The organism is Azospirillum sp. Sh1, assembly GCF_008365135.1.
Classification (GTDB): Bacteria; Pseudomonadota; Alphaproteobacteria; order Azospirillales; family Azospirillaceae; genus Azospirillum; species Azospirillum oryzae.
In genome coordinates this window covers 1-25,306 of the sequence record NZ_VTTK01000024.1, presented here as the reverse complement: position 1 = coordinate 25,306, position 25,306 = coordinate 1, and the positions used below count along the sequence as shown (strand labels likewise).

The window sequence follows — 25,306 nt, the reverse complement described above, 5'->3', positions numbered from 1 at the left end:
CTGCTTCCCTGGCCCCGCATCGTTTGCGCGAGAACGAACGCAGCGTATCATAGCCAATCCGTCGGATAAGGGGAGAAGGATGGGGTTGAAGCCTGTTGCCGTCGCGTTCGGCCTGCTGCTGGCGCTTCAGCTCTTCGCCGGTGCCGCCGCGGCGCAGCCGGACGCTTCCGCCGCACGCAACGGCGACCGGCCGGTACTGGCGGAGATCGAGCGGCGTGGGGTCGTGCGCTGCGGGGTGTCCTTCAATCCCGGCTTCGCCGCCAACGACGACGGCGGCCGTCCGGTCGGCTTCATGGTCGATCTGTGCCGGGCGCTGGCCGCCGCGGTGCTGGGCAAGGCCGACGCCATCGAGATCCGCCGGCTGTCGAAGCTGCAGGAGTTCGACGCCGTCGCCGCCGGCGAGGTCGACGTCTCCTTCGCCCAGACCTCTTGGACGCTGACCCGCGATGCGACCTATGCCGTCGATTTCGGGCCGCCGATCTTCTACGACGTGCAGGGGATCGCCGCGTGGCGGCTGCCCGATGGCCGGTCGGCGCTGGACGGCGAGCTGACCGTCTGCGTCCCGGCCGGCACCACCACCCAGGCCGAGCTGGAGTCGCTGATCGCCGGCGGCAAGCGGCCTTGGAAAGTCCGCAGCTTTCCGGGTTGGCCCGACGCGCTGGAGGCCTTCCTCAGCCGTGACTGCGCGGCGGTCAGCGCCGACCGGGCATTGCTGACCACGGCGCTGCATATGCTGGACGCGCCGCAGGATGCGCTGGAAATCGCCGACACCCCCGTGATCTCTCCCGTTGCCTCCCGCGAGCCGCTGGCCCCGCTGACGCCCAACAGCGACCGCATGTGGATGGCGGCGGTGCGCTGGGTCATGTTCGCGCTGTTCCTGACCGACGATGCCGGCGTTACCGGCGCCAACGCCAATTTCCAGCGCATCACCGGCAGCAGCGAGATGCGGCGCCTGCTGTCCGGCATGCCGGAGGTGGCGGCGAAGGCGGGCCTGCGCCCTGACTGGGCCTATCAGGCGGTGGTGCAGGTCGGGAATTACGGCGAGATCTTCGACCGCAATCTCGGCAGCCGCTCCCCCTTCAAGCTGGACCGCGGCATGAACCGGCCCTGGACGCTGGGCGGGCTGCTCTACGCCCCGGTTTTTCAGTAAGGGGCGTTCCGGCAAGCAGCTGAATTCGCACAATAGGATAGTGTAACCCAATACCGCGCTCCGTTGCCCCCCGACCATGGTCGGGGGTGACGCCGATAGTTCGTATACGCAACTATCTCTTAATCAACCAAGAGGCACGCTCGGTCATTCAACGGCATGACCACAATGCGCTGCTCGCCAAAAACCAACCAAAGTTCTAGATTATTCACTTGGGAGGGTGAAGACCATGGCCTATGCGGCTTCGACGGCTGATGCCGTCCGACCGATGACGGGCGAGGAGAAGAAGGTCATCTTCGCGTCCTCGCTCGGGACCGTTTTCGAGTGGTACGACTTCTATCTCTACGGATCGCTCAGCGCGGTCATCGCCGCACAGTTCTTTTCGGGCGTGAACCCGACCGCGGCCTTCATCTTCGCCCTGATGGCGTTCGCCGCGGGCTTCGCGGTCCGGCCCTTCGGTGCCCTGGTCTTCGGCCGTCTCGGCGACATGATCGGCCGCAAATACACGTTCCTGGTCACCATCCTCATCATGGGCCTGTCGACCTTCATCGTCGGCATCCTGCCCAACTACGCCTCCATCGGCATCGCCGCCCCGATCATCCTGATCGGACTGCGCCTGCTGCAAGGGCTGGCGCTGGGTGGCGAGTATGGCGGTGCCGCCACCTATGTGGCCGAACATGCGCCGCATGGCCGCCGCGGCAACTACACCTCTTGGATCCAGACCACTGCGACGCTCGGCCTGTTCCTGTCGCTGCTGGTCATCCTGGGCTGCCGCCTCGCCATGTCGCCGGAGGACTTCAACGCCTGGGGCTGGCGCATCCCGTTCTTGATCTCCATCGTGCTGCTCGGCATCTCGGTGTGGATCCGGCTGATGCTGAACGAATCGCCCGCCTTCAAGAAGATGAAGGACGAAGGCAAGCATTCGAAGGCGCCGCTGACAGAGTCCTTCGGCCAGTGGAAGAACCTGAAGATCGTGCTGCTCGCCCTGTTCGGCCTCGTCGCCGGTCAGGCGGTGGTCTGGTACACCGGCCAATTCTATGCCCTGTTCTTCCTGACCCAGACGCTGAAGGTCGATGCCCAGGCGGCCAACCTGATGATCGCGGCGGCCCTGCTGATCGGCACGCCCTTCTTCGTGATCTTCGGCTCGCTGGCCGACAGGATCGGCCGCAAGCCGATCATCATGGCCGGGCTGCTGCTGGCCTGCCTGACCTATTTCCCGCTGTTCAAGGGCATCACCCACTACGCCAACCCGGCGCTGGAGGAAGCCATCGCGACCGCGCCGGTCGTCGTGGTCGCCGATCCCAACGAATGCTCGTTCCAGTTCAATCCGGTCGGCACCAGCCAGTTCACCAGCTCCTGCGACATCGCCAAGAGTGCGCTGGTCAAGCGCGGCATCCCCTACACCAACGAAGCGGCGCCGGCCGGCACCGTCGCCTCGATCAAGGTCGGCAGCACGGTCATCCCCAGCTATTCAGCCCTGCCGCAGGCCAACACCACCGTGTCGCTGAGCCACGGTCCGGCCACCGCCGCCACCCCGGCCGACGCCAAGGCCGCTGGCGCCGCCTTCGACAAGGGGCTGGGCGATGCGCTGAAGGCCGCCAACTATCCGCCGAAGGCCGACCCGGCCCGCATCGACACGGTGATGGTCGTCGCCCTGCTGACGGTGCTGGTCATCTATGTGACCATGGTCTACGGCCCGATCGCCGCCATGCTGGTGGAGATGTTCCCGACCCGCATCCGCTACACCTCGATGTCGCTGCCCTACCACATCGGCAACGGCTGGTTCGGCGGCTTCCTGCCGACCACCTCCTTCGCCATCGTGGCGGCCACCGGCGACATCTATTCCGGCCTTTGGTACCCGATCGTCATCGCCGCCGCGACCCTGGTGATCGGCCTGCTGTTCGTCCGCGAGACCAAGGACGTGGACATCTACCAGCACGACTGAACGCACACTCGCCCCTTGCTGACCGGGCGGACGGAGGATTTCCCTCCGTCCGCTGCGTCATTTGCCGCTCTCGATCGACTGGCGCAGGGGGATAGTCAGTCGCTGGGCACCAACGACCATGCGGTCGCATGCAGCCTTTTCTTTGATGAAATCCTGTTACCACGCCCGCGCATACGGACAACTCTCATCACAGCCAAAACACCCGGCCATATCGTCATCTTCTCGTTTTTCCTGTTTCTACTCCTATGCCCACTCGCCTCTTCTGGAAGCCACCATGCTAGAGCATCGATATTTAGTTCCAATACGTGATCGTGGATTCTTCTGAAAAGTTCAACTACATCATTTCTGGAAATATCCGCATCGAGAGACGGGACCAGAAACGTCAGGCTTGCGTATATTTTTGCTTCCTCGTTCTTGTCCGCCTCCCTGTCGGCCTCTTCAATCTTTTTCGTTATTGTCGAGAGACCCGTTCCCAAACCGACCCATGCCTGCTTTGCCTCTATGGCGATATCCTGGCCCGTAACGGGACAATATGCCCACATATCGGCACGTCCATGATACCGGTCATCGCCATTCTTCTTTGAGGAAATATACTCCTCCAATGCAACCATTCCTGTTTGCCAGCAAGCAGCTGAAAATAGCGAAACCGTAGCACGCTCATTATAATGGTAAGCCAGAGTTCCCCATTCCATTGAATGCCCGAATCTTTCAAGGTTGTTCAGAAAAACCTCGAAAGCCGGCCGTAGGAACCTGACATTCTCAGAACATTCAACCCCTCTCATTACACAATCTCCAAAATATATTAAAGGTTGCCTAATAATATATATAGCATTCAAAAAGGATTTATCGAGCGGAAAAATGACGCCATGGGTTGATTAAAATGTTAAACGTCTCCCCCCTGATCGACACGGCACCAATGTCGCCTTTATGATAGGCTGCCGCCCCATAGGGAGTGAAAATCAAGAACGGGATGCGCAAAGCCCCATGGAAAGCTGGTTCATCCTGGCCGCGTCGCTGGCCTATCTGTTGTCGCTGTTCGCCATCGCGTGGTACGGCGACCGCACCGGCAACCATGGCAGCGACCGGCGCACGCCTTGGCTCTATGCGCTGAGCTTCGGCGTCTATTGCACCTCCTGGACCTTCTACGGCGCGGTCGGGCGGGCGGCGACCGGCGGCTTCTATTTCCTGCCGATCTATATCGGGCCGATCCTGATGATCGGGCTGGGCTGGCCGATTCTGGCCCGCATCGTCCGGGTGGCGAAGTCGGAGAACGTCGTCTCCATCTCCGACTTCCTGTCGGCCCGCTACGGCAAGAGCCGCAGCCTGGCGGCGCTGGTCACCATCGCCGCGGTCATTGGGCTTCTGCCCTACATCGCGCTGCAGCTGAAGGCGATCAGCGTCAGCTTCGAAATCCTGGCGGGGGCCTCGCTGGGCACCGACCTCAGCCAGATGCCGGGCGGAACGGCGCTGATGGCGGCGCTGCTGATGGCGGCCTTCGCCATCCTGTTCGGCGTGCGCAGCGTGTCGGCCAACGAACATCACCGCGGGCTGATGATGGCCATCGCCGCCGAATCGGTGGTGAAGCTGGCGGCGGCGCTGGGCGTGGGCGGGGCCATCGCCTTTTCCGTCTTCGGCGATCCGGCGACCTTCGTCGACGCCGCGGTGCGCCATCCGGGCTTTCTGGAACTGATCCGGCTGGAAAACATCGGCACAGACTGGTGGGTGGCCTGCCTGTTGTCGGGACTGGCGATCCTCTGCCTGCCGCGCCAGTTCCACGTCGCGGTGGTGGAGAACACCCATGGCGGCGACGTGCGGTCGTCGGCGAAGCTGTTCCCGGCCTATCTGGTCGCCATCAACCTGTTCGTCCTGCCGGTGGCGCTGGCCGGGCTGATGCTGTTCCCCGACGGCACCACCAACGCCGACACCTTCATGGTGTCCATCCCCTTGAGCCAGGGCTGGCCGTGGCTGGCGCTCGCCGCCTTCATCGGCGGGCTCTCGGCCGCCACCAGCATGATCCTGGTGGAGATGGTGGCGCTCAGCACCATGATCTGCAACGACATCGCCGTTCCGCTGCTGATGGCGCTGCGCCCCGACGACCGGCGGCTGCGCGACGATCCGGCGGGGATCCTGCTGCTGGTGCGCCGGTCGGCGGTGATCGTGCTGGTGCTGCTGTCCTATGGCTGCTACCGGCTGATCGGCCCGGCCTTCCCGCTGGCGACCATCGGCATGATGAGCTTCACCGCGGTGGCGCAGTTCGCCCCCGCCCTGCTGGGCGGACTGGTCTGGAGCCGGGCCAGCCGCAGCGGCGCCTTCGCCGGCATCTGCGCGGGCTTCCTGGGCTGGGCCTACACCATGCTGCTGCCGTCCTTCGCCGATGCCGGATGGCTGGCCTCCAGCGCACTGCGCGAGGGGCCGTTCGGCCTGACCGGTCTCAGCCCGGTGGCGCTGGCCGGCATCACCGGCATCGACCCGCTGACCAACGCCGCCCTGTGGAGCCTGGGGCCGAACATCCTGCTGTTCGTCGTGGTGTCGCTGCTGACCCGCCCATCGACGCTGGAACGCCAGCAGGCCGCCCGTTTCATGAGCCTGCGCCGCGCCTCCGACGGCGAGCCGCACGGACCGCGCGGCGCCACGCTGGCCGACCTGCACGACCTCGCCATGCGCTATGTCGGCCAGCCGCGCGCCGATGCCGCCTTCCGCCGTTTCACCGGGGTGGCGGACGGTGATCTGCGCACCGCCTTGCTGACCCGCACCGACGGGGAGGCGATCCAGCTGACCGAGCGGCTGCTGGCCGGCGCCGTCGGTTCGGCGTCGGCCCGCGTGGTGGTGGCCGGGCTGCTCTCTGACCGCCGGCTGTCTCGCACCGACGCGCGGTCGATCATCGATGAAGCGTCGCGCGCCATTCTGAAGCAGCACGAGCTTCTGCGCGCCACCGTGGAGAATGTGCCCCAGGGCATCGCGGTGTTCGACGAGGACTGGCGTGTCGCCACCTGGAACAACCAGTTCGTCGTCCTGCTGGAACTGCCGGACGGTTTCGTCCAGGTCGGCACCTCGCTGCAGGACATCGTCGGGCTGATCGCGCGGCGCGGCGAATATGGCCGCAACGGCGAGATCGAGACCCTGCTGGAGCGCCGTTCCGACCCACGCCGCCGCAACAAGCCCGACGTCTATGAGCGCGTGCGGCCCGACGGCACGGTGCTGGAGATCGCCACCAACCCGATGCCGGGTCAAAGGCCCGGCGGCGGCGGCTTCGTCGCCGTCTACACCGACGTCACCGAACGCCACCGCGCAGCCGCCGCCCTGCGCGAAGCAAACGAAACGCTGGAACGCCGCATCGAGGAGCGCACACACGCCCTGTCGGAAGCCAAGGCGGAGGCCGAGCGCGCCAACCGCGGCAAGACCCGCTTCCTGGCCGCCGCCAGCCACGACCTGCTGCAACCGCTGCATGCCGCCCGGCTGTTCCTGTCGGCCCTGTCGGAACGCAACGGCGACAGCGCCATCCGCCAGATCGACGCCTCGCTGCGGTCGGTGGAGCAGATCCTGGGCGACCTGCTGGACGTTTCCAAGATCGACAGCGGCGTGGTGAAACCGAACCCGGTGCCGATGCGCATCGAAGAGCTGCTGAAGCCGCTGGGCGAGGAATTCACGGTGCTGGCCAGCCGCCACGGGCTGGGGCTGCGGGTGGTCGACTGTTCGGCCACGGTGCGCAGCGACCCGACGCTTCTGCGGCGCATCCTGCAAAATTATCTGGCGAACGCGGTGCGCTACACCCGCACCGGCCGCATCCTGCTGGGCTGCCGCAGGCGTGGGAATTTCTTGTCGATCGAGGTGTGGGACACCGGGCCGGGCATCCCCGAACACAAGGTGCCGGAAATCTTCATGGAGTTCCGGCAGCTCGACAATGACAGCGACGACCGCGGCAAGGGGCTGGGCCTCGGCCTCGCCATCGTCGAACGTCTGGCCGGCATCCTCGGCCATACCGTCCAGGTGCGCTCCAAGGTCGGGCGGGGCAGCGCCTTCTCCGTCCTGGTGCCGCTGACCGACGAACCGGTCGCCGCCCGCGCCGTGGTGGTCCGTCCGCGCGGTCGCGACCTGCGCGGCGTCCTGGTGCTGTGCCTGGAGAACGAGCCGGCCATCGCCCGCGCCACCGAGGATCTGCTGTCAAGCTGGTCCTGCCGCGTCGTCACCGCGGTCGCCCCCGAGCTTGCCCTGGAGAAGCTGGAAGGGCGGACTCCCGACGTGATCCTGACCGATTACCACCTCGACCGCAGCCTGACCGGCGTGGAGGCCTTGCGGACGTTGCGCGCCCGGTTGGGCAGCGACATCCCCGCGGCGGTCGTCACCGCCGACCGCGACGCCGCCGTGCGCGAGGACATCGAGGCGGCGGGCTGCCGGCTGCTCTACAAGCCGGTGCGTCCGGGTGCGCTGCGTGCACTGCTGGGGCAGTTGCTCGCGGAAGGGCAGCGGATGGCAAGCGACTGACGCGCGGTGCCCCCTCCCTAACCCTCCCCCACCTTTGGTGGGAGAGGGGACTGCCGCCGCTCTTGTACTTACTCCCTCTCCCGCGGAACGCGGGGGACGGTTGGGGAGGGGGCAATATCTGTCTCTACTCCACCGGCGGCGGCGGTGCCGAGGACAGTGCAAGCTGGCTCGCCAGCACCGCGGCCTGGGTGCGGGTCAGCACGCCCAGCTTGCGCAGGATCGTGGTGACGTGGGCCTTCACCGTCGTCTCGGCGACGTTCATCTCGTAGGCGATCTGCTTGTTCAGCTTGCCTTCGGCGATGCCGGCCAAGACGCGGAGCTGCTGCGGGGTCAGGGTGGCGGCGCGCTGGGCCGGGTCGGGAGCGTCGGTTTCGGGGCCGCCGTTGATCTCCGGCAGCCAAAGCTCGCCGTCCAGCACCGCGTGGATCGCCTCGACGATCTGGGTGTTGGGGGCCGATTTCGGGACGAAGCCGGAGGCGCCATAGTCGATGGAGCGCTGGATCGTCACCGGATCCTCCGATGCGGACACCACGATCACCGGGATCGCCGGATGTTCGGAGCGCAGCATCATCAGGCCGATCAGGCCGCTCATGCCGGGCATGTGCAGGTCCAGCAGGATGATGTCCGGCGGTTCCCCGGTGTCGAGCAGCGGCTTGATGTGGTCGAACCGCGACGCTTCCAGGATCACGGCGCCGGGGATCGCCTGACCGATGGTCTGGGTCAAGGCGGTGCGCATCAGCGGGTGGTCGTCGGCGATCAGGATGCGGTGCGACATCGGCCTTCTTGAGACTTTCCGGCTATGGACATTCCGGGTTTAAAACCGTTCCACCAGTATCGGCTTGCAGCCGCCCGTTGACAACTGCGCCCAATGCCGCGCGTCGAAGTTTCCGATGGATTTTACCCTTACCCGTCCGCGGATGGGATGGCACCGGCACTGGTGCGTTCGTGGATGGCCTGGCGGCGGAAGCGGTACAACTCGGCGGGCCGGCCACCCGTCTGGCTTTCAAACTGGCCGGTGGGCTCGACGAAGCCGCCGGAGATCATAAGGCGGCGGAAATTCTGCTTGTGCACCCGCTCGCCGGACAGCGCCTCGACCACCAGTTGCAGTTGATGCAGGGTGAAGGTGGGCGGCAGCAATTCGAAGACGATGGGGCGGTAGCGCAGCTTGCCGCGCAGCCGCTCCAGCGCGGTCGCCAGAATGCGCCGCCCGTCGCGCGCCATCGGCCGGCCGAGCGCCCGCGGCATCGGCCCGCCGGCCCGCACCGACGGGTCGACCCGTGCGGCGAGGTCGCGGTCGCGGAAGGCCTCCACCACCAGCCCGGCCTCGTAGAGCAGTTCGAACCGCTCCAGCACGCGCTCCATGTCCCAGTCGGCGCCGTCCAGACCGAAGGCCATCTGGGCACGCTCCGCCCGGCGCAGGCGGGTGCCCTCGTCGGGCGCCGAGGCGATCCAGCCGCCGAGCGCCGGGGCGATCACGGCATCCAGCAGCGGCGGGCGCTGGTCGCGCCAGTCCTCCCACGGGAAATGGTCGTAGAGGCCGCGCCATTCGGCCGAGGCGTCGCCGCCCAGCGGGCCATCGCGGACCAGCGCCAGATAGCCGACAACGACGGACCGCGGGCCGCCGAACAGCTCGTGCGGATCGCGATAGCGGTCGCCGAAGGTATAGAGCTGCTCGACATAGCGCAGCGCCAGTCCCGAAAGCCCCTCCGCCACCGCGCGGACGCCATCCTGCAGGGTGCGGAAACGATCGGGTTCGAAGGGGGCGCCGGGCAGCGCGTCGCGATGCGGCAGCGGCTCGTCGCCGCGCCGGTGGTCTTCCGGCACGGAAAAGCCGCTGCGCACCGTCACGACTCGCGGCGTCCCGCCGGTCACCGCGACGATGGCGACCGACAGGCCGAGTTGGAGAGGCTGGGTCACGGGGCGCCCCTCTCCTTTTGGAGAGGGGACGCCGTAATTCGACCGATCAACGCTTGTCCAGCGGGACGAAGGGACGGGCGGCGTAGCCGGTGAAGAGCTGACGCGGGCGGCCGATCTTCTGGGCCGGGTCCTCGATCATCTCCTTCCACTGGCTGATCCAGCCGACGGTGCGGGCCACGGCGAACAGCACGGTGAACATGCTGGTCGGGAAGCCCATCGCCTTCAGGATGATGCCGGAATAGAAGTCGACGTTCGGATAGAGCTTCTTCTCGACGAAATACTCGTCCGACAGGGCGATCTTCTCCAGCTCCATCGCGATGGCCAGATGCGGCTCGTCCTGGATGCCAAGGCGGTCGAGAACCTGATAGCAGGTCTCGCGCATGATCTTGGCGCGCGGGTCGTAATTCTTGTAGACCCGATGGCCGAAGCCCATCAGGCGGAAGCTGTCGTTCTTGTCCTTGGCGCGGCGGACGAACTCGGGGATGCGATCCACCGAGCCGATCTCCTCCAGCATCTTCAACACGGCTTCGTTGGCGCCGCCATGGGCCGGACCCCACAGCGCAGCGATGCCCGAGGCGATGCAGGCGAACGGGTTGGCGTGCGACGAACCGGCAAGGCGGACGGTGGAGGTCGAGGCGTTCTGCTCGTGATCGGCATGCAGGATGAAGATCTTCTCCATCGCCTCGGACAGGACCGGATCGACCTTCCATTCCTCGCACGGCGTGCCGAAGGTCATGTAGAGGAAGTTTTCCGCGAAGGACAGGTCGTTGCGCGGATACATGAAGGGTTCGCCGACCGTGTACTTGTAGGCCATGGCGGCCATGGTCGGCATCTTGGCGATCAGCCGGTGCGCGGCGATCTTGCGCTGCACCGGATCGAAGATGTCGGTGGAGTCGTGATAGAAGGCCGACAGCGCGCCGACGACGCCGCACATGATCGCCATCGGGTGGGCGTCACGGCGGAAGCCGCTGTAGAACTTGGCCAACTGTTCGTGCACCATCGTGTGATAGGTGATGGTGCGCTCGAAATCGGCCTTCTGCTGCGGGTCGGGCAGTTCGCCGTTCAGCAGCAGGTGGCAGACCTCCAGGAAATCGCAATTCTCGGCCAGATCGGCGATGGCATAGCCGCGGTGCAGCAGGACGCCCTCGTCACCGTCGATGTAGGTGATGGCCGAATCGCAGGCGGCGGTGGAGGTGAAGCCCGGATCGTAGGTGAAATAGCCGGTCTCGGCGTAGAGCTTGCGGATGTCGATCACGTTGGGACCGGTCGACCCGCTGAGCACCGGCAGCTTCAAGGTCTTGCCGGTGGCGTCATCTGTCAGCGTGACGGTGCCGACCTGGTTCACATCGCCGTGCGGCGTGTGCTTGCTCGATTCCATGACCTTCTCACACTCCTTGCTGGCCGGCCGGGCGGCGGCTCGCGGCCTCCGCTGCCGGACCTTGGTGGTTGGCCCGTCTTCGGCGCGCATGGGCGGCGCGCTTGTTATCGCGCGCGCGTTCGCCCCGTGCGGCGCCGCGCCGTCTTCTCCCGGTCTGACGCAAGGATGGGCCGGGAGCGGAACCCCCACCCTTCCTGGTCGTTGACTCCTCCAGAAGATAGCAGAGGACATCATGACCGACACGCCTCAAACACGCACCCCCTCCGAAGGAATGGCCCAGCCGCGGAAATCCGGCGCTGACACCCACGACCAGTCACCGGCCGGCGAACGTTCCCCGCGGGAGGACATGACCAAGACGCCGGGCGACGGCACGTTGCAGGACGCCACGCCGGCCGGCCTGTCGTCCAAAGAACTGCGGGAACGGGCGGAGGACGCCGACGGCTCGACCCAGCCGGGCACCGGCTGACATCGGTCCGAAGGAGGGTCAGGCCGCCGGCCGCTGCACGCCGGTGCGCTCGCGCAAGGATCGCTCCAGCCGGGCGGACTCGTGCAGCAGCACCGGCAGGAGTCGGCCCGCCTGATCCCTGTCGCCGTTTCGGCAGAGGACTTCCATGCGCCAGGCATGGTGCATGACCGTCATCCCGCCGAAACTGCCGGCGAGGCTGGACAGGTCGTGCGCCTCCCCCGCCAGTGCCCGCAGGTCGGCGGTGCCGGCCAGGACGGACTCCGCCATTGCCGACAGCCGTTCCAGCCGGCGCGACACGTCGTCGAGGAAGCTGTCGACGATCAGCGCCAGGTTGTCGGCGCCCACCGTCTCCACCAGATCCGCCAGCACCGCCTCGTCCAACGCCTCGCCACCCTCGTCGTCGCCGCTCCCGTCACCCGGATCCGCCGGGACTCCGGCGGATCCGGCCCGGGTATCCGACGCTCCGATCCAGCAATCCAGCGCAGCCAGCAGGCCGGCGCGGCTGATCGGCTTGGTCAGATAATCGCTCATGCCCGCGCGCAGGCAAAGTTCGCGCGTGCCCGGCATGGCGTCGGCGGTCAGGGCGATGATCGGCAGGCTGGCCAGGGCGCCGCCGCGCGCCCGGATCGCCTGCGCCGCTTCCAGCCCGTCCATCCCCGGCATCTGAACGTCCATCAGCACCAGATCGAGGCCGCCGCGGCAGGCCGCCGCGACCGCCTGTTCCCCATCCTCCGCAACCTCGACCGTATAGCCCAGCTTGCGCAGCAGGGTGGTGGCGAACAGCTGGTTGGTGCGGTTGTCCTCCGCCAGCAGGATGCGACCGCGGCGCGGCGCCTCCTCCACCCCGGCATCCGTGACCAGAGCGGCGGGAACGGATGCCGGGGCCGTCGCCGCCAACAGTCCGGTCAGGCAGCCGGCCAGCGAACTCTGGCGCAGCGGCCGGTTCAGCGTGGCGTGGGCCAGCCCCTGGGGCACGCCGTCGGAGCGCGCGGCCGGCGACAGCGTGACGATCAGAACGCGCCGCGTCGCCGCCAGAGCCGGGTCGCCGGCGACCGCCGCCAGCAACGCGTCACCGCCCATGCCGGGCATCGTCTGATCGGCGAGCACCACGTCGAAGGGCCGGCCGCCGGCCGCCGCGCGCCGCAAAGCCTCCAGCGCGTCCGATCCGTTTTCCACCGTGGCCGGCATGGCGCCCAGACTGTCGAGCATCGAAGCCAGCACCCGGCGGTTCACCGCGAGATCGTCCACCACCAGCGCGCGGCGCCCGGCCAGCGGCCGTTCGGCCGGCGGCAGCGCCTCGTCCGACAGGGCCAGCGGCAGATCGACCAGGAAGCGGCTGCCCGTGCCCAGGCTGCTCTCCACCGCGATGCTGCCGCCCATCAGTTCCGACAGCTGGCGGCAGATCGCCAGCCCCAGGCCGGTACCGCCGAACTTGCGGGTGATCGACCCGTCGACCTGCTGGAACTTGTTGAACAGGGTTGGCAGCGCTTCGGCCGGGATGCCGATGCCGGTGTCGGTCACGGTGATGCGCAGCACCAGATGGGACTCGGTGGCGTCCAGCGCCTCCATCTCAACCGCGACAGACCCCTCGTCGGTGAATTTGACCGCGTTGCCGACCAGATTGACCAGAATCTGCCGGATGCGCGTCGGATCGCCCAGCAGCGTGCGGCGCAGCAACGGATCGATGTAGAAGCCGATCTCGATCCCCTTCTCGTGCGCGCGCGGGGTCAGCAGCTCCACCACCCCTTCCACCAGATCGGCGGCGTCGAAGGGCAGCGTCTCGATGGTGACGCGGCCGGCCTCCAGCTTGGAAATGTCGAGGATGTCGTTGATGATGGTCAGCAGCGCGTTGGACGAGCTGCGGATGGCCTGGGCGAACTGGTGCTGCTCGGGGGTCAGGGCGGTGTCGAACAGCAGTTCCGTCATGCCCATGATGCCGTTCATCGGCGTGCGGATCTCGTGGCTCATCGCCGCCAGGAATTCCGACTTCGCCTGCGTCGCCGCCTCGGCGCGGGCACGGAGCGCATCGGCTTCCTCGCGGGCGGCGTCGAGCCCTTCGGCCAGAGCGCACATGTCGGCGGCCTGACGCTGCAATTCCGCCTCGAAGCGCTTGCGTTCGGTGATGTCGGTGCGGGTGCAGACCAGCGAGCCGTTGCTGGTCCGGTTCTCCGCCACCACGATCCAGCGGCCGTCGGGCAACTCCCGCTCGAACGGCGCGCCGGGGTTGCGGTGCTGGGCCAGCTCGGCCCGGATCCAGGCTTCGTCGCTCGGGCCGTCCGGGTTGCCCGCGAACTCGCCATTGGCGATGGCGGCGCGCAGGATGTCCTCGAACGGACGGCCGGCGGTCAGCAGCGGCGCCGTCAGCGGATGGGCTTCGCGGTAGCGCTCGTTGCAAAGGATCAGCCGGTCGTCGGCGTCGAAATAGGCCAGCCCCTCCGGCACCGCCTCGATCGCGTCGTCCAGCGTCTGCTTGGCAAGCCGCAGTTCCTCTTCCGTCAGCTTCTCGCGCGTGATGTCGGTGTGGGCGCCGACCATGCGCACGACCCGGCCGTCGGCATCGCGGATGTGGATGGCGCGGCTGAGGATATAGACGGTGTGCCCCTGCTTGTGGCGGAAACGCTGCACCGCCTCGAATTTCGGGATCAACCCGGCATTGTAGGCGCGGACCATCTCCAGCGCCGCGATCCGGTCTTCCTCGAAGATCAGGCCGGCCCACATGTCCAGGCTGTTCTCCAGCTCGCCGTCGCCATAGCCGAGCTGTTCCTTCCAGGTTGGGGAGAACCAGATCCCGCCGCTTTCCAGGTTCCAGTCCCAGATGCCGTCCCGCGTCGCCTGGACGGTCAGGTCCAGAAGCTCGCGGTTCGACCGCAGCTCCGCCTCTTCCCGCTTGGCATCGGTGATGTCCTGGACGACGCCAAGCAGGCCGACCGGCCGGCCGTCGGCCCCGCATTCGGCCATGCCGCGAATGAAGACATGGCGCAGCGACCCATCCGGCCGGATGACGCGCGCCTCGACCGAGAACCCTTCACCAGTGGTGCGGGCCCGCTCGACCAGATCGGCCAGAAGCGGCCGGTCGTCGGGGTGGTAGCAGGAACGCGACAGCTCGACCGTCGGCGTTTGACCCTGCGGTGGCAGCCCCAGGATGCGGTAGACCTCGTCCGACCAGCGGCGGGCATCGGTGACGAAATCGATGTACCAATGGCCGAACTGGCCGATCTCCTCGGCAAGATTCAGCAGGCGCGAACGGTCGCGCAACTCCGCTTCCGCCCGCTCGCGCCGGGCCACCTCGCGGTGCAGCGTCATCTCGTCCACCACCAGCCGGGCGAGCTGGGCCAGCGTCTCCGCCTCGCGCTCGTCGAAACCGGTGCGGGGCACGTCGTCGATGACGCAGAGCGTTCCCAGCTTCTGCCCATCCGCCACCAGCGGCGCGCCGGCATAGAAGCGGATGTTCGGCGCGCCGGTGACCAGCGGATTGCCGGCGAAGCGCGGGTCCTTGGTCGCGTCCTGCACGACCAGCACGCCATCGTCCAGGATGGCGTGGGCGCAGAAGGCCAGATCGCGGTGGGTCTCCGTCGCCTCCAGCCCGACCCGGCTCTTGAACCACTGGCGCTCGCGGTCGATCAGCGAGACCAGCGCGATGCGCGTGCCGAAGAAATGCCGGGCCAGCCGGGTGATGTTGTCGAAGCCCGGTTCCGGCGCGGTGTCGAGGATGCAGTAGGAATCCAGAACGGCCTGCCGCCGGCTCTCGTCAGGCGGCGGAGCAGCCGGCACCGCCCCCGCGCTCAAGCGGCACCCTCCCCGGCGCCGCGGGCCTCGGCGACGCGCCATTGCTGAAGCTTGCGGTAGATGGTGGACGGGCTGATCTCCAGCATCAGGGCGGCGCGCGGCACATCGTCGCCGGTCAGCCGCAGCGCCTTGCGGATCATGTCCTTCTCGACCCGCCACAGCGGCTGCACGGCGCCATCCTCCTCCGCCGCATCGGCGGCCGGCGAACCGCAGGCGGCGCACGGGGAGGCGCCGGCGTCAGGATTGCCGATCGCCGGACCACCCATCGGCGGCAGCATGTCCAGGGTGACCTGCGGCCCGTCGTTCAGCACCACGACGTTGCGGACGACATTCTGCAATTGCCGCACATTGCCGGGCCAGTCATGGGCGCGCAGCCGCGCTTCCACTTCCGGGGCGAAGGCCGACAGCGCCTTGCCCTCCTCCCGCGCATAATCGATCAGGAAGGAGCGCGCGATCTCGATCACGTCGTCACCGCGGTCGCGCAGCGGCGGCAAGGCCAGCGGGATGACATGCAGACGGTAATAGAGGTCCTCGCGGAACCGGCCGGCCTGCACCTCCGCCAGCGGATCGCGGTTGGTGGCGGCGACGAAGCGCACGTCCACCCGCTCCTCCCGTCCGCTGCCGACCGGGCTGACCGTGCCGGTCTGGACGAAACGCAGGAGCTTGCTCTGCAGGTCGAACGGCATCTCGCAGATTTCGTCCAGGAACAGCGTGCCGCCGTCGGCCAGCAGCGCCGCCCCCGGCCGGTCGCCCGCCGCCCCGGTGAAGGCGCCCTTCACATGACCGAAAATCTCCGATTCGAGCAAATCCTTCGGGATGGCCGCGCAGTTCAGCGCCACGAAGGCGCCGTCGCGCCGCGGGCTGGCGCGGTGGATAGCCTGGGCCGCGACCTCCTTGCCGGTCCCGCTCTCTCCGGTGATGAAGACGTTGGCGCGGCTGGCGGCCACGCTTTCGATGGTGCGGTAGACCGCCTGCATTTCCGGCGAGCTGCCGATGAAGCCATGGAAGCGCCCGCGGTCCAGGTCCTTGCGGTATCCTTCCACCATGCGCGCCAGCGTCCGCCGTTCCAGCGCGTTGCGCAGGGTCAGGTTCAGGCGGTCGGCGTTGAAGGGCTTCACGATGAAGTCGAAGGCACCGAGCTTCATCGCCTCCACCGCCAGATCGATGGAGCCGTGGGCGGTGATGATGACCACCGAAACGCTGGCGTCGCGGGCCTGGAGCGCCTGCAGCACCTCCAGACCGTCCATGTCCGGCAGCTTCAGGTCCAGGATCACCGCATCGGGCGGCGATGCCGCCGCGGCGTCCAGCGCCTCCCCCCCGCGGGTGCAATGCACGACCTCATGGGCGTCCGCGCGCAGGAACTCGATGTAGAGCTTGGCGAGCGGGACCGTATCCTCGATCAGCAGGATGCGGCGCTTCTTGGGAGAGGACACGGGGCGGCACTCTGATGGTCGGTGAAGGGGCGTCGATCGGGCAAGACTGCCCGCACAGTGAAACTCGGCCCCAGTGTAACCCGACCAATTTCCCGCCGCCAGTCGGGCCGCGCCTACCTGCATATGACTTTTGACGCAGAGCGTCGGCAGGAGGGCGCCGCCCCTTTCATACCCCGCTGTCGATCAGGTCGGTCCGCCCGATCCGCCGCAACGAGACTTGGACGCGGGCATTGTGGTCGCGGATTTCGCGCAGGGTCTGCAACGTGAATTCGACATGGGCATCGGCCGCAGCACTCGCAGCATCCGCATCGCCGGCCAGCACCGCATCGGCGATGGCGAGATGCTGCTGCAGCAGCAGGTCGCGCACCCCCGGCCGGGAATAGAGGTCGGCGCGGTTGTAGAACACGTCGTTGCGCAGCAGGTCCGACAGCGTCCGCATGATGTGCAGCATGACGACGTTGTGCGCCGCCTCGTAGATCGCCAGATGCAGGTCGGCGTCCGAGTCCGCCTCCTCCGAGCTGTCGTCCTTGCCATGGGCGGCCTGCATCCGGGCGACGATGGCGCGGATGCCGTCGCGGTCGAGGTCGGTCGCCCGCTGGGCGGCCAAGCCCGCCGCCGCCGCCTCGATGGAGCGGCGGAACTCCAGATAGTCGAAGGACGCATCCGGCTTGTTGCGCATCAGCGTCATCAGCGGATCGGCGATCTGCGACAGAAAACTGGCGACATGGGTGCCGCTGCGCCCGGTGACCAGCAGGCCGCGCTCCTCCAGCTTGGCGATGGCGTCGCGCAGCGACGGGCGCGATACGTCCAGCTTCACCGCCAGTTCCCGTTCGGCCAGCAGCTTTTCCCCCGGACGCAGAGCGCCCTCCAGGATCAGCCGTTCCAGATGCTCGGCAATGGCGTCGGCCAGCTTGGCCGGTTTGATCGTCCCCTGCATTGGGTGGGCGGCCTCTCCCTGCACGTCTTGATCCTCTTCAATACCGATGGATGGAACAGGCGTCCAGAGCAGTGGCTGACCGCCAACGTCGCACCCCCCTACCAAAGTGGGCCGCTTGGCAAACGATTCAGCCATTGCACAGTCTGGTAAAATATTTTATCCAAGCTCCACCGTATGGATAAGAGATGTCCACCGCTTCCTGGATGGCAAGAGGTCTTCCTCAGGCACGTCAGGGCGGAAAGTGCATCCACAAGGGACCGGGACAGGACGGACCAGCCCCCACAAGGGCGCATCCGCACCGCAGGCATCGGGGCCGCAAGACCCCGGCGGCGGTGAACGCTTCCGCTTTGCCGAACGTCCGGCCTTCCACCCGCGTCTCCCTTCGGGATGTGGGCAGGCCGGGTGCTGCCAAATGCGGCCAGCCTTCTCCCGGGACACCGTTCGGACCGACATCACTCCCCGAGAAGGAGACCCCCGAGGATGAGCTGGTCGCAAGTCTACGACCCAATGAACAATATCTGGCTGTCGACGCTGTTCGCGTCGCTGCCGGTCCTGGTGATGCTGGGCGGTCTCGGCATCTTCCACATGAAGGCGCACCGCGCGGCCTTGGCAGGCTTGGCGACCGCGCTGGCGGTGGCCGTCGCCGTGTTCGGCATGCCGGTGGCGATGGCGGGAAAGACCGCGCTGCTGGGTGCGGCTTACGGCCTGCTGCCGATCGGCTGGATCGTCGTCAACATCATCTTCCTCTATCACCTGACCGAGCAGCGCGGGCAGTTCAAGATCCTGCAGGAAAGCATCACCGGCATCACCAACGACCGCCGGCTCCAGCTTCTGCTGATCGCCTTCTGCTTCGGCGCCTTCTTCGAAGGAGCGGCCGGCTTCGGCACGCCGGTTGCCGTGACCGGCGCCATGCTGATCGGCCTGGGCTTCACCCCGCTGGCAGCGTCGGGCCTGTCGCTGATCGCCAACACCGCCCCGGTCGCCTATGGCGCGCTCGGCACGCCGGTGCTGGCGCTGGCGGCGGTCACCGGCCTGCCGCTGCTGGATCTGTCGGCGATGATCGGCCGGCAGCTGCCCTTCTTCTCGGTGCTGGTGCCCTTCTGGCTGATCGTCGCCTTCGCCGGCTGGCGCGGCATGCTCCAGATCTGGCCGGCCATCCTGGTTGCCGGCGTGTCCTTCGCCGTCCCGCAGTATCTGGTGTCGAACTATCACGGCCCCTGGCTGGTGGATGTCGCCGCCGCCATCGTCTCGCTGGTCTGCGTCACCCTGTTCCTGAAGGTCTGGCATCCCAAGGCGATCTGGCACACCGCCGGCGGGGCGTCCGCCCTGACCCAGGGTGTCGGCGCCGCGGTGGTCGAGGGCGAGGCGCGCCGGAGCCACGGCTACAGCGCCGCGGAGGTCCGCCGTGCCTGGATGCCCTGGGCGATCCTCAGCATCCTGGTCTTCCTGTGGGGCATTCCGGAGGTCAAGGCCTTCCTCGACGGCGTGTCGATCTTCAAGTTCCCGATCGACGGCCTGCACAACATGGTGATGCGCGTTCCCCCGGTGGTGGCGAAGGCCCATCCGGAGGCGGCCGTCTTCACCCTGAACTGGCTGTCGGCCACCGGCACCGGCATCTTCATCGCCGCCGTCCTCTCCGGCCTGCTGATGGGCTATTCGCCGGTCGAGATGGTAAAGACCTACGGCCGCACCCTCTACGCCATCCGCAACTCGCTGCTGACCATCTCGGCGATGCTGGCGCTGGGCTACACCACCCGTTATTCGGGCCTGGACACCACGCTGGGCCTCGCCTTCGCCAACTCCGGCTTCCTCTATCCCTTCTTCGGCACCTTCCTGGGCTGGCTGGGCGTGGCGTTGACCGGGTCGGACACGGCGTCCAACGTGCTGTTCGGCAGCCTGCAGAAGGTGTCGTCGGAACAGCTCGGCCTGCCGCCGACGCTGATGGCCGCCGCCAACAGCTCGGGCGGCGTGATGGGCAAGATGATCGACGCCCAGAGCATCGTCGTCGCCGCCGTCGCCACCAAGTGGCATGGGCATGAGGGCAAGATCCTGCGCTTCGTCATCTGGCACTCGCTGGCGCTGACGGCGCTGGTCGGCCTGCTGGTCATGGCCCAGGCCTATCTGTGGCCCTTTACCCTGATGGTGATCGGCCGCTAAGGCCGGCTCCTCCCGCCACCTCCTCCACCACCAGCAGGAACCGCTGCCGATGCCGTCCCTCCCCCTGGCCGCCCCCTACGACCGCGTGCTGGCCGAGCTTCAGGCCGTCATTCCCGACGCCCGGCTGGTGACCGACCCGCTGCGCACGCTGGCCTATGGCACCGACGCCAGCTTCTACCGGCTGATCCCGAAGATCGTCGCGCTGGTGGAGACGGAGGAGGAGGTGGTGCGGTTGCTGCGCATCACCCGCGGCCACAAGGTGCCGGTGACCTTCCGCGCTGCCGGCACCAGCCTTTCGGGGCAGGCGGTCAGCGACAGCGTGCTGGTGGTGCTGGGGGACGGCTGGCGCGGCTGCAGCATCGGTCCGGGGGCGGCCACCGTCACGCTGCAGCCCGGCGTGATCGGGGCGGAGGCGAACCGGCGATTGGCCCCGCTGGGGCGCAAGATCGGCCCCGATCCGGCCTCCATCGCCACCGCCAAGATCGGCGGCATCGCCGCCAACAATGCCAGCGGCATGTGCTGCGGCACCGCGCAGAACAGCTACCGCACGCTGGAGTCGATGCGGCTGGTTCTGGCCGACGGGACGGTGCTGGATACCGGAGATCCGGCCAGCCGCAGCCGTTTCCGCGACAGCCACGGCGCGCTGCTCGGCCGGCTGGCCGATCTCGGCGCCCGCACCCGGGCGGACGAGGCGCTGGCCGGCCGCATCCGCGACAAATTCCGCATCAAGAACACCACCGGCTACAGCCTGAACGCGCTGGTGGACTATGAGGACCCGGTCGACATTCTCCAGCACCTGATGATCGGGTCGGAGGGGACGCTGGGTTTCATCTCCGCCATCACGCTGCGCACCGTGCCGGAGCATCCGCACAAGGCCAGCGCCCTGCTGTTCTTCCCCGACATCGGCGAGGCCTGCCATGCGGTGTCCTTGCTGAAGGCCGCCCCCGTCGATGCGGCGGAGCTGATGGATCGCGCCTCCCTCCGCTCCATCCAGGACAAGCCGGGCATGCCGCCGCAGATCCGCGGCTTCGGCCCCGAGGTGGCGGCGTTGCTGGTGGAGACCCGTGCCGAGAGTGCGGCGGCGCTGGAGGCCAACGTGGCGGAGATCGCCGCGGTGCTGGCCGACTGCGTCACCATCGGCGACACCCGCTTCACCACCGACGCCAAGGCCTGCGAGGGCTTCTGGAAGATCCGCAAGGGCCTGTTCCCGGCGGTCGGCGCCATCCGCCAGACCGGCACCACCGTCATCATCGAGGATGTCGCCTTCCCCCTGCCCCGGCTGGCCGAGGCGACGCGCGAGCTGCAGGCGCTGTTCCTCCGCCACGGCTATCACGAGGCGATCATCTTCGGCCACGCGCTGGAAGGAAACCTGCACTTCGTCTTCACCCAGGCCTTCGACAGCCAGGAGGAGATCGACCGCTACCGCCGCTTCATGGACGATGTCGCCGTGCTCGTGGTCACCCGTTATGACGGTTCGCTGAAGGCGGAGCACGGAACCGGCCGCAACATGGCCCCCTTCGTCGAGATGGAATGGGGACCGCAGGCCTATGGCCTGATGAAGGAGATCAAGCAGCTGTTCGACCCCGACGGCCTCTTGAACCCCGGCGTCATCCTGAACGGCGACCCGCAGGCCCATCTGAAGAACCTGAAGCCGCTGCCGCCGGCCGACCCGCTGGTCGACACCTGCATCGAGTGCGGATTCTGCGAACCGACCTGCCCGTCCCACCGCTTCACCCTGTCGCCGCGCCAGCGCATCGTCGGCCGGCGCGAGATGGCAAGGCTGGTCGCCGCCGGCGACGATGCCGGGCGGTTGGCGGAAATCAGCGCCGCCTACGACTACCAGGGTATCGACACCTGCGCGGCCTGCGGCCTGTGCGCCACGGCCTGCCCGGTGGGAATCGAAACCGGGCTTCTGATCAAGTCCATGCGCGGCGAGCGGCGGGGCGCCATGGCCCGCAAGGCGGGGGCGCTGGTCGCCGACCATATGGAAGGCACGCTGGGTCTCGCCCGCACCGGCCTGCGTCTGGCCGACTTCGCCCGCCGCACGGTCGGGCACGGAGTCACCCAGGCGGCGGCCCGTGTTCTGACCGGCGGCAGCCTGCCGGGTCTGCCCCGCAACATGCCGACCGCGGCGACCTTCTCGCCGAAGGCGGACATTCTCACCAGCGAAGACCTGCCGACCGTGGTCTACGCCCCCAGCTGCGTCAGCCGGACCATGGGGCCCGCGGCAACCGATCCGCAGCAGCGCCCGCTGCCGCAGGTGGTGGAATCAGTGATGCGCAAGGCCGGCTTCCGCATCCTCTATCCGGAGGCGGCGGATGGTCAATGCTGTGGCATGCCGCTGGAGAGCAAGGGGCTGACCGAGGCCGCTGACGCCAAGGCCGACGCCATGCTGGCCGCATTGTCGAAAGCAAGCCGGGACGGCCGTTATCCGGTGGTGATGGACACCAGCCCCTGCGCCCTGCGCCTGAAGAAGCGACTGACCGACGCGGGCCTGCGCATCCTCGATGTGGCGGAGTTCCTGAACGAGTTCGCCTTGCCCCGCCTCGATATCGCCAGGACGGCGGAGCCGGTGATGCTGCACCTGACCTGCTCCACCCGCCGCATGGGGCTGGACGGCGCGCTGACCGCGGTGGCGAAGGCCTGTGCCGAAACGGTGGTGATCCCGCCCGACGTCGGCTGCTGCGGCTTCGCCGGCGACAAGGGCTTCACCACGCCGGAACTGAACGCCCATGCGTTGCGCCACCTGCCGGCTGTGGTGCCGGAAGGCTGTGCGTCCGGCTATTCCACCAGCCGCACCTGTGAGATCGGGCTGTCCGACAAGGCGGGTGTGCCCTACCGGTCGATCGTCTATCTGGTCGACGCCTGCGCCACCGCGAAGGTGGAGGAATCGGCGCGGGTGGCGGAGACGGCCTTTTGAGCGATGATCTGTAAAAGCTCCGAAGCCCAGCCATAAGAAGACGCCCAGCGAGGAAACCCCAATGCCCTCCACTCCCAAACCCACCCGCGTCTATTACTTCGGCACGTGCCTTGTCGACCTGTTCTTCCCCGACGCCGGGATGGCGGGGATCGAGCTGTTGCAATCGCAGGGCCTGACCGTCGTCTTCCCGCAGGGCCAAAGCTGCTGCGGCCAGCCCGCCTACAATTCCGGCTATCGCGCCGAGGCGCTGAAGGTCGCCCGCGCCCAGCTGGACCTGTTCCCCGGCGACGATCCCATCGTCGTGCCATCGGGCTCCTGCGCCGGCATGATGAAGAAGCATTGGCCGGACCTGTTCCGCGGCGAACCGGACGAGGCCAAGGCGGTGCAGGTCGCGTCCCGCGTCTGGGAGCTGACGCAGTTCCTGGTCCATGTGCTGGACGTCCGCCTCACCGACAAGGGGGAACCGGTGCGCATCACCTGGCACGCCTCCTGCCATGCCCAGCGCGAGATGGGCGTGGTGGTGGAGCCGAAATCGCTTCTGCGCCAGCTCGCCAATGTCGAGCTGGTGGAACTGAAGCGGGAGAAGGAATGCTGCGGCTTCGGCGGCACCTTCGCCGTGCGCCATCCGGAGATTTCCGCCGCGATGGTCGGCGACAAGGTGGCGGACATCGAGGGCACCGGCGGCGCCCGCGTGGTGTCGGGCGACTGCGGCTGCCTGCTGAACATCGGCGGCGCGCTGGAGGCCGGCGCCAAGCCCGCACGCGGCCAGCACATCGCCCAGTTCCTGAAGGAGCGCATCCATGGACGGTAACGCACCGGATTTCGCCGCCGCCTCCCGCGCGGCGCTGGCCGACCCGCAGCTGCGCGGCAATTTCCGCCGCGCCATGGACGGGCTGATGACCAAGCGCGCCGCCCAGTTCGCCGATGCCGGCGAATGGCAGGGCGTGCGGGCGCTCGCCGCCTCCGTCCGGCTGCGCGCCCTGTCGAAGCTGCCGGAGCTGCTGGAAAAGCTGGAGGAGAACTGCACCCGCAACGGCATCACCGTCCATTGGGCCGCCACCACGGAGGAAGCCAACTCCATCGCGCTCGACATCCTGCACAAGGCAAACGCCAAGCTGGTGGTCAAGGGCAAGTCGATGGTGACGGAGGAGATGCACCTGAACGCCGTTCTGGAAAAGGACGGTATCGAGGTGCTGGAAAGCGACCTCGGCGAATACATCGTGCAGCTGGACGGCACCATGCCGTCGCACATCATCATGCCGGCGATCCACCTGAACACCAAACAGATCGCCCATCTGTTCAAGCGCAAGATCAAGGATGCCGAAAGCCGGGAGGATGCGGCCTATCTGACCGACCTCGCCCGCCGGGTGCTGCGCGCCAAGTTCCAGGCCGCCGACGTCGGCATGTCCGGCGTCAACGCCGCGGTGGCGGAGACCGGCACGCTCTGCCTGATCGAGAATGAGGGCAACGGCCGCATGTGCACCACGGTGCCGCCGGTCCACATCGCCTTCATGGGTCTTGAGAAGGTGGTGGAGAAGCTGGAGGACGTGCCGCCGGTCATCAGCCTGCTGCCGCGCTCCGCCACCGGCCAGCCGATCACCACCTACGTCAACATGATCTCCGGTCCGCGCAAGGACGGCGAGAAGGACGGCCCGCGCGAGGTGCATCTGGTCATCCTCGACAATGGCCGCTCCGGCATCTACGCCGACCCGGAACTGCGCGACACGCTGCGCTGCATCCGCTGCGGCGCCTGCATGAACCATTGCCCGGTCTACACCAAGGTCGGCGGCCATGCCTACGAGGCGCCCTATCCCGGCCCGATCGGCAAGATCCTGGTGCCGCAGATCGAGGGGTTGGCCAAGCGCGGCGCCATGCCCCACGCCTGCACCATGTGCAACGCCTGCGTCGAGATCTGCCCGGTGAAGATCCCCATCGTCGAGATTATGGGGCGTCTTCGGGTCGAGGCGGTGAAGCCCGGCGGTGCGGTGAAGGACGGCGGCGCCAAGGCCAGCCGGACGGAATCGATGGTGTGGAGCGGCTGGGCGGCGATGAACGCCTCCCCCACCGCCTACCGCATCGCGACCGCGGCGATGAGCAGGCTCGGCAACGCGGCGCCCTCGTCGCTGCCCATGCTGAAGGAGTGGACGAACGTCCGCACCAAGCCGCGCTTCGCCGGCCGCACCCTGCACGACCTGGCCCGCGCCAAGGGGATTCCCGATGTCTGACGCCCGCAACTCGATCCTGACGAAGCTGCGCGCCACCCGCGACGCCCACCCGCTGACCCCGCCCGCGTCGGATTTCGCGCCGATCGAGGCGAAGCACTGGCCGCCCGAGGAGCGCCTACCCCGCATCCGCCGCCTGATGGAAGCCGTGCATACGGAGTTCCTCGACGCGACCGAGGCCGATTGGCCGGCGGTGCTGCGCGAATTCCTGTCGCGGGAGGGGGTGGGTTCGCTGCTGTATGCGCCGGAGACGGAGGCGGGGAAGCGGTTGGTCGAGGGGTGGAAGGCTGTATCCCCCTCTCCCCCCCGGGGAGAGGGTCGGGGTGAGGGGGACGCATCGCATGATTCCCCCAAAGGTCCCGCCGCGCATCCCCCCCCCCCCCACCCCCCCCCCCCGGGGGGGGGGGGGGTTAAGCCCCCCCCCCCCCCCCCCCCCCCCCCCCCCCCCCCCCCCCCCCCCCCGCCCCCCCCCCCCCCCGCCCCCCCCCGGCCCCCCCCCCCCCCCCCCCAGCGGGG

14 protein-coding genes are annotated in these 25,306 nt (G+C 67.8%); 7 read left to right on the top strand and 7 right to left on the bottom strand.

Annotated elements, in window-relative coordinates:
* Window positions 1-79 precede the first annotated feature (79 nt).
* On the top strand, window positions 80-1,150 hold the full coding sequence (locus tag FZ029_RS21720; protein ID WP_149271879.1) for a transporter substrate-binding domain-containing protein: 1,071 nt from the start codon (window positions 80-82) through the stop codon (window positions 1,148-1,150).
* Between the two features lie 226 nt (window positions 1,151-1,376).
* Window positions 1,377-3,092, top strand: a complete 1,716-nt coding sequence (locus tag FZ029_RS21715; RefSeq protein ID WP_149271878.1) for an MFS transporter — start codon at window positions 1,377-1,379, stop codon at window positions 3,090-3,092.
* A 95-nt stretch (window positions 3,093-3,187) separates the two neighbouring features.
* Here the strand turns inward: FZ029_RS21715 and FZ029_RS21710 are convergent, their stop codons facing one another.
* A complete protein-coding gene (locus FZ029_RS21710; RefSeq protein ID WP_149271877.1) occupies window positions 3,188-3,874 on the bottom strand; it encodes a hypothetical protein in 687 nt (228 codons plus the stop codon).
* A gap of 202 nt (window positions 3,875-4,076) precedes the next feature.
* Between FZ029_RS21710 and FZ029_RS21705 the strand changes: the two genes are divergently transcribed.
* On the top strand, window positions 4,077-7,574 hold the full coding sequence (locus tag FZ029_RS21705; RefSeq protein WP_149271876.1) for a NahK/ErcS family hybrid sensor histidine kinase/response regulator: 3,498 nt from the start codon (window positions 4,077-4,079) through the stop codon (window positions 7,572-7,574).
* A gap of 124 nt (window positions 7,575-7,698) precedes the next feature.
* On the opposite strand, the gene FZ029_RS21700 is transcribed toward FZ029_RS21705, so the two are convergent.
* The 6 genes from FZ029_RS21700 to FZ029_RS21670 all read right to left on the bottom strand — a co-directional run bounded on the left by FZ029_RS21700 (window position 7,699) and on the right by FZ029_RS21670 (window position 17,491).
* Window positions 7,699-8,349: a response regulator transcription factor gene (locus FZ029_RS21700; RefSeq protein WP_149200544.1), complete on the bottom strand. Its 651-nt coding sequence runs from the start codon at window positions 8,347-8,349 to the stop codon at window positions 7,699-7,701.
* A gap of 128 nt (window positions 8,350-8,477) precedes the next feature.
* Window positions 8,478-9,491 carry a hypothetical protein gene (locus FZ029_RS21695; RefSeq protein WP_149271875.1) on the bottom strand — a complete coding sequence of 338 codons (1,014 nt, stop codon included), beginning with the start codon at window positions 9,489-9,491 and terminating at the stop codon, window positions 8,478-8,480.
* A 46-nt stretch (window positions 9,492-9,537) separates the two neighbouring features.
* Complete coding sequence (gene gltA / locus FZ029_RS21690; protein WP_149200546.1) at window positions 9,538-10,869, bottom strand: citrate synthase; 1,332 nt, start codon at window positions 10,867-10,869, stop codon at window positions 9,538-9,540.
* A 484-nt stretch (window positions 10,870-11,353) separates the two neighbouring features.
* Window positions 11,354-15,121 carry a response regulator gene (locus tag FZ029_RS21680; RefSeq protein WP_247892432.1) on the bottom strand — a complete coding sequence of 1,256 codons (3,768 nt, stop codon included), beginning with the start codon at window positions 15,119-15,121 and terminating at the stop codon, window positions 11,354-11,356.
* The gene (locus FZ029_RS21675; protein ID WP_149271872.1) at window positions 15,118-16,554 is read right to left on the bottom strand and encodes a sigma-54 dependent transcriptional regulator; all 1,437 of its coding nucleotides are present in this window, start codon (window positions 16,552-16,554) and stop codon (window positions 15,118-15,120) included. The genes FZ029_RS21680 and FZ029_RS21675 overlap by 4 nt, the downstream gene beginning before the upstream one ends.
* A gap of 166 nt (window positions 16,555-16,720) precedes the next feature.
* The gene (locus FZ029_RS21670; protein ID WP_149271871.1) at window positions 16,721-17,491 is read right to left on the bottom strand and encodes an FCD domain-containing protein; all 771 of its coding nucleotides are present in this window, start codon (window positions 17,489-17,491) and stop codon (window positions 16,721-16,723) included.
* Between the two features lie 480 nt (window positions 17,492-17,971).
* On the opposite strand from FZ029_RS21670, the gene FZ029_RS21665 reads away from it, so the two are divergent.
* From FZ029_RS21665 to FZ029_RS21650, 4 genes are all read left to right on the top strand, one after another.
* On the top strand, window positions 17,972-19,648 hold the full coding sequence (locus FZ029_RS21665; RefSeq protein ID WP_149271870.1) for an L-lactate permease: 1,677 nt from the start codon (window positions 17,972-17,974) through the stop codon (window positions 19,646-19,648).
* Between the two features lie 49 nt (window positions 19,649-19,697).
* The gene (locus FZ029_RS21660) at window positions 19,698-22,568 is read left to right on the top strand and encodes an FAD-binding and (Fe-S)-binding domain-containing protein (RefSeq protein WP_149271869.1); all 2,871 of its coding nucleotides are present in this window, start codon (window positions 19,698-19,700) and stop codon (window positions 22,566-22,568) included.
* 61 nt (window positions 22,569-22,629) lie between these two features.
* Window positions 22,630-23,379, top strand: a complete 750-nt coding sequence (locus FZ029_RS21655) for a (Fe-S)-binding protein (RefSeq protein ID WP_149271868.1) — start codon at window positions 22,630-22,632, stop codon at window positions 23,377-23,379.
* Window positions 23,369-24,793, top strand: coding sequence for a LutB/LldF family L-lactate oxidation iron-sulfur protein (locus FZ029_RS21650; protein WP_149271867.1), 1,425 nt, complete (start codon window positions 23,369-23,371; stop codon window positions 24,791-24,793). Before FZ029_RS21655 ends, FZ029_RS21650 begins: the two co-directional genes overlap by 11 nt.
* Window positions 24,794-25,306: the final 513 nt, after the last annotated feature.

What these genes read in the sequence shown, in the direction of transcription:
- FZ029_RS21720 (WP_149271879.1), top strand. Translation starts at nt 80, where the DNA reads ATGGGGTTGAAGCCTGTTGCCGTCGCGTTCGGCCTGCTGCTGGCGCTT.
- FZ029_RS21715 (WP_149271878.1), top strand. Translation starts at nt 1,377, where the DNA reads ATGGCCTATGCGGCTTCGACGGCTGATGCCGTCCGACCGATGACGGGC.
- FZ029_RS21710 (WP_149271877.1), bottom strand. Translation starts at nt 3,874, where the DNA reads ATGAGAGGGGTTGAATGTTCTGAGAATGTCAGGTTCCTACGGCCGGCT.
- FZ029_RS21705 (WP_149271876.1), top strand. Translation starts at nt 4,077, where the DNA reads ATGGAAAGCTGGTTCATCCTGGCCGCGTCGCTGGCCTATCTGTTGTCG.
- FZ029_RS21700 (WP_149200544.1), bottom strand. Translation starts at nt 8,349, where the DNA reads ATGTCGCACCGCATCCTGATCGCCGACGACCACCCGCTGATGCGCACC.
- gltA (WP_149200546.1), bottom strand. Translation starts at nt 10,869, where the DNA reads ATGGAATCGAGCAAGCACACGCCGCACGGCGATGTGAACCAGGTCGGC.
- FZ029_RS21670 (WP_149271871.1), bottom strand. Translation starts at nt 17,491, where the DNA reads ATGCAGGGGACGATCAAACCGGCCAAGCTGGCCGACGCCATTGCCGAG.
- FZ029_RS21665 (WP_149271870.1), top strand. Translation starts at nt 17,972, where the DNA reads ATGAGCTGGTCGCAAGTCTACGACCCAATGAACAATATCTGGCTGTCG.
- FZ029_RS21660 (WP_149271869.1), top strand. Translation starts at nt 19,698, where the DNA reads ATGCCGTCCCTCCCCCTGGCCGCCCCCTACGACCGCGTGCTGGCCGAG.
- FZ029_RS21655 (WP_149271868.1), top strand. Translation starts at nt 22,630, where the DNA reads ATGCCCTCCACTCCCAAACCCACCCGCGTCTATTACTTCGGCACGTGC.
- FZ029_RS21650 (WP_149271867.1), top strand. Translation starts at nt 23,369, where the DNA reads ATGGACGGTAACGCACCGGATTTCGCCGCCGCCTCCCGCGCGGCGCTG.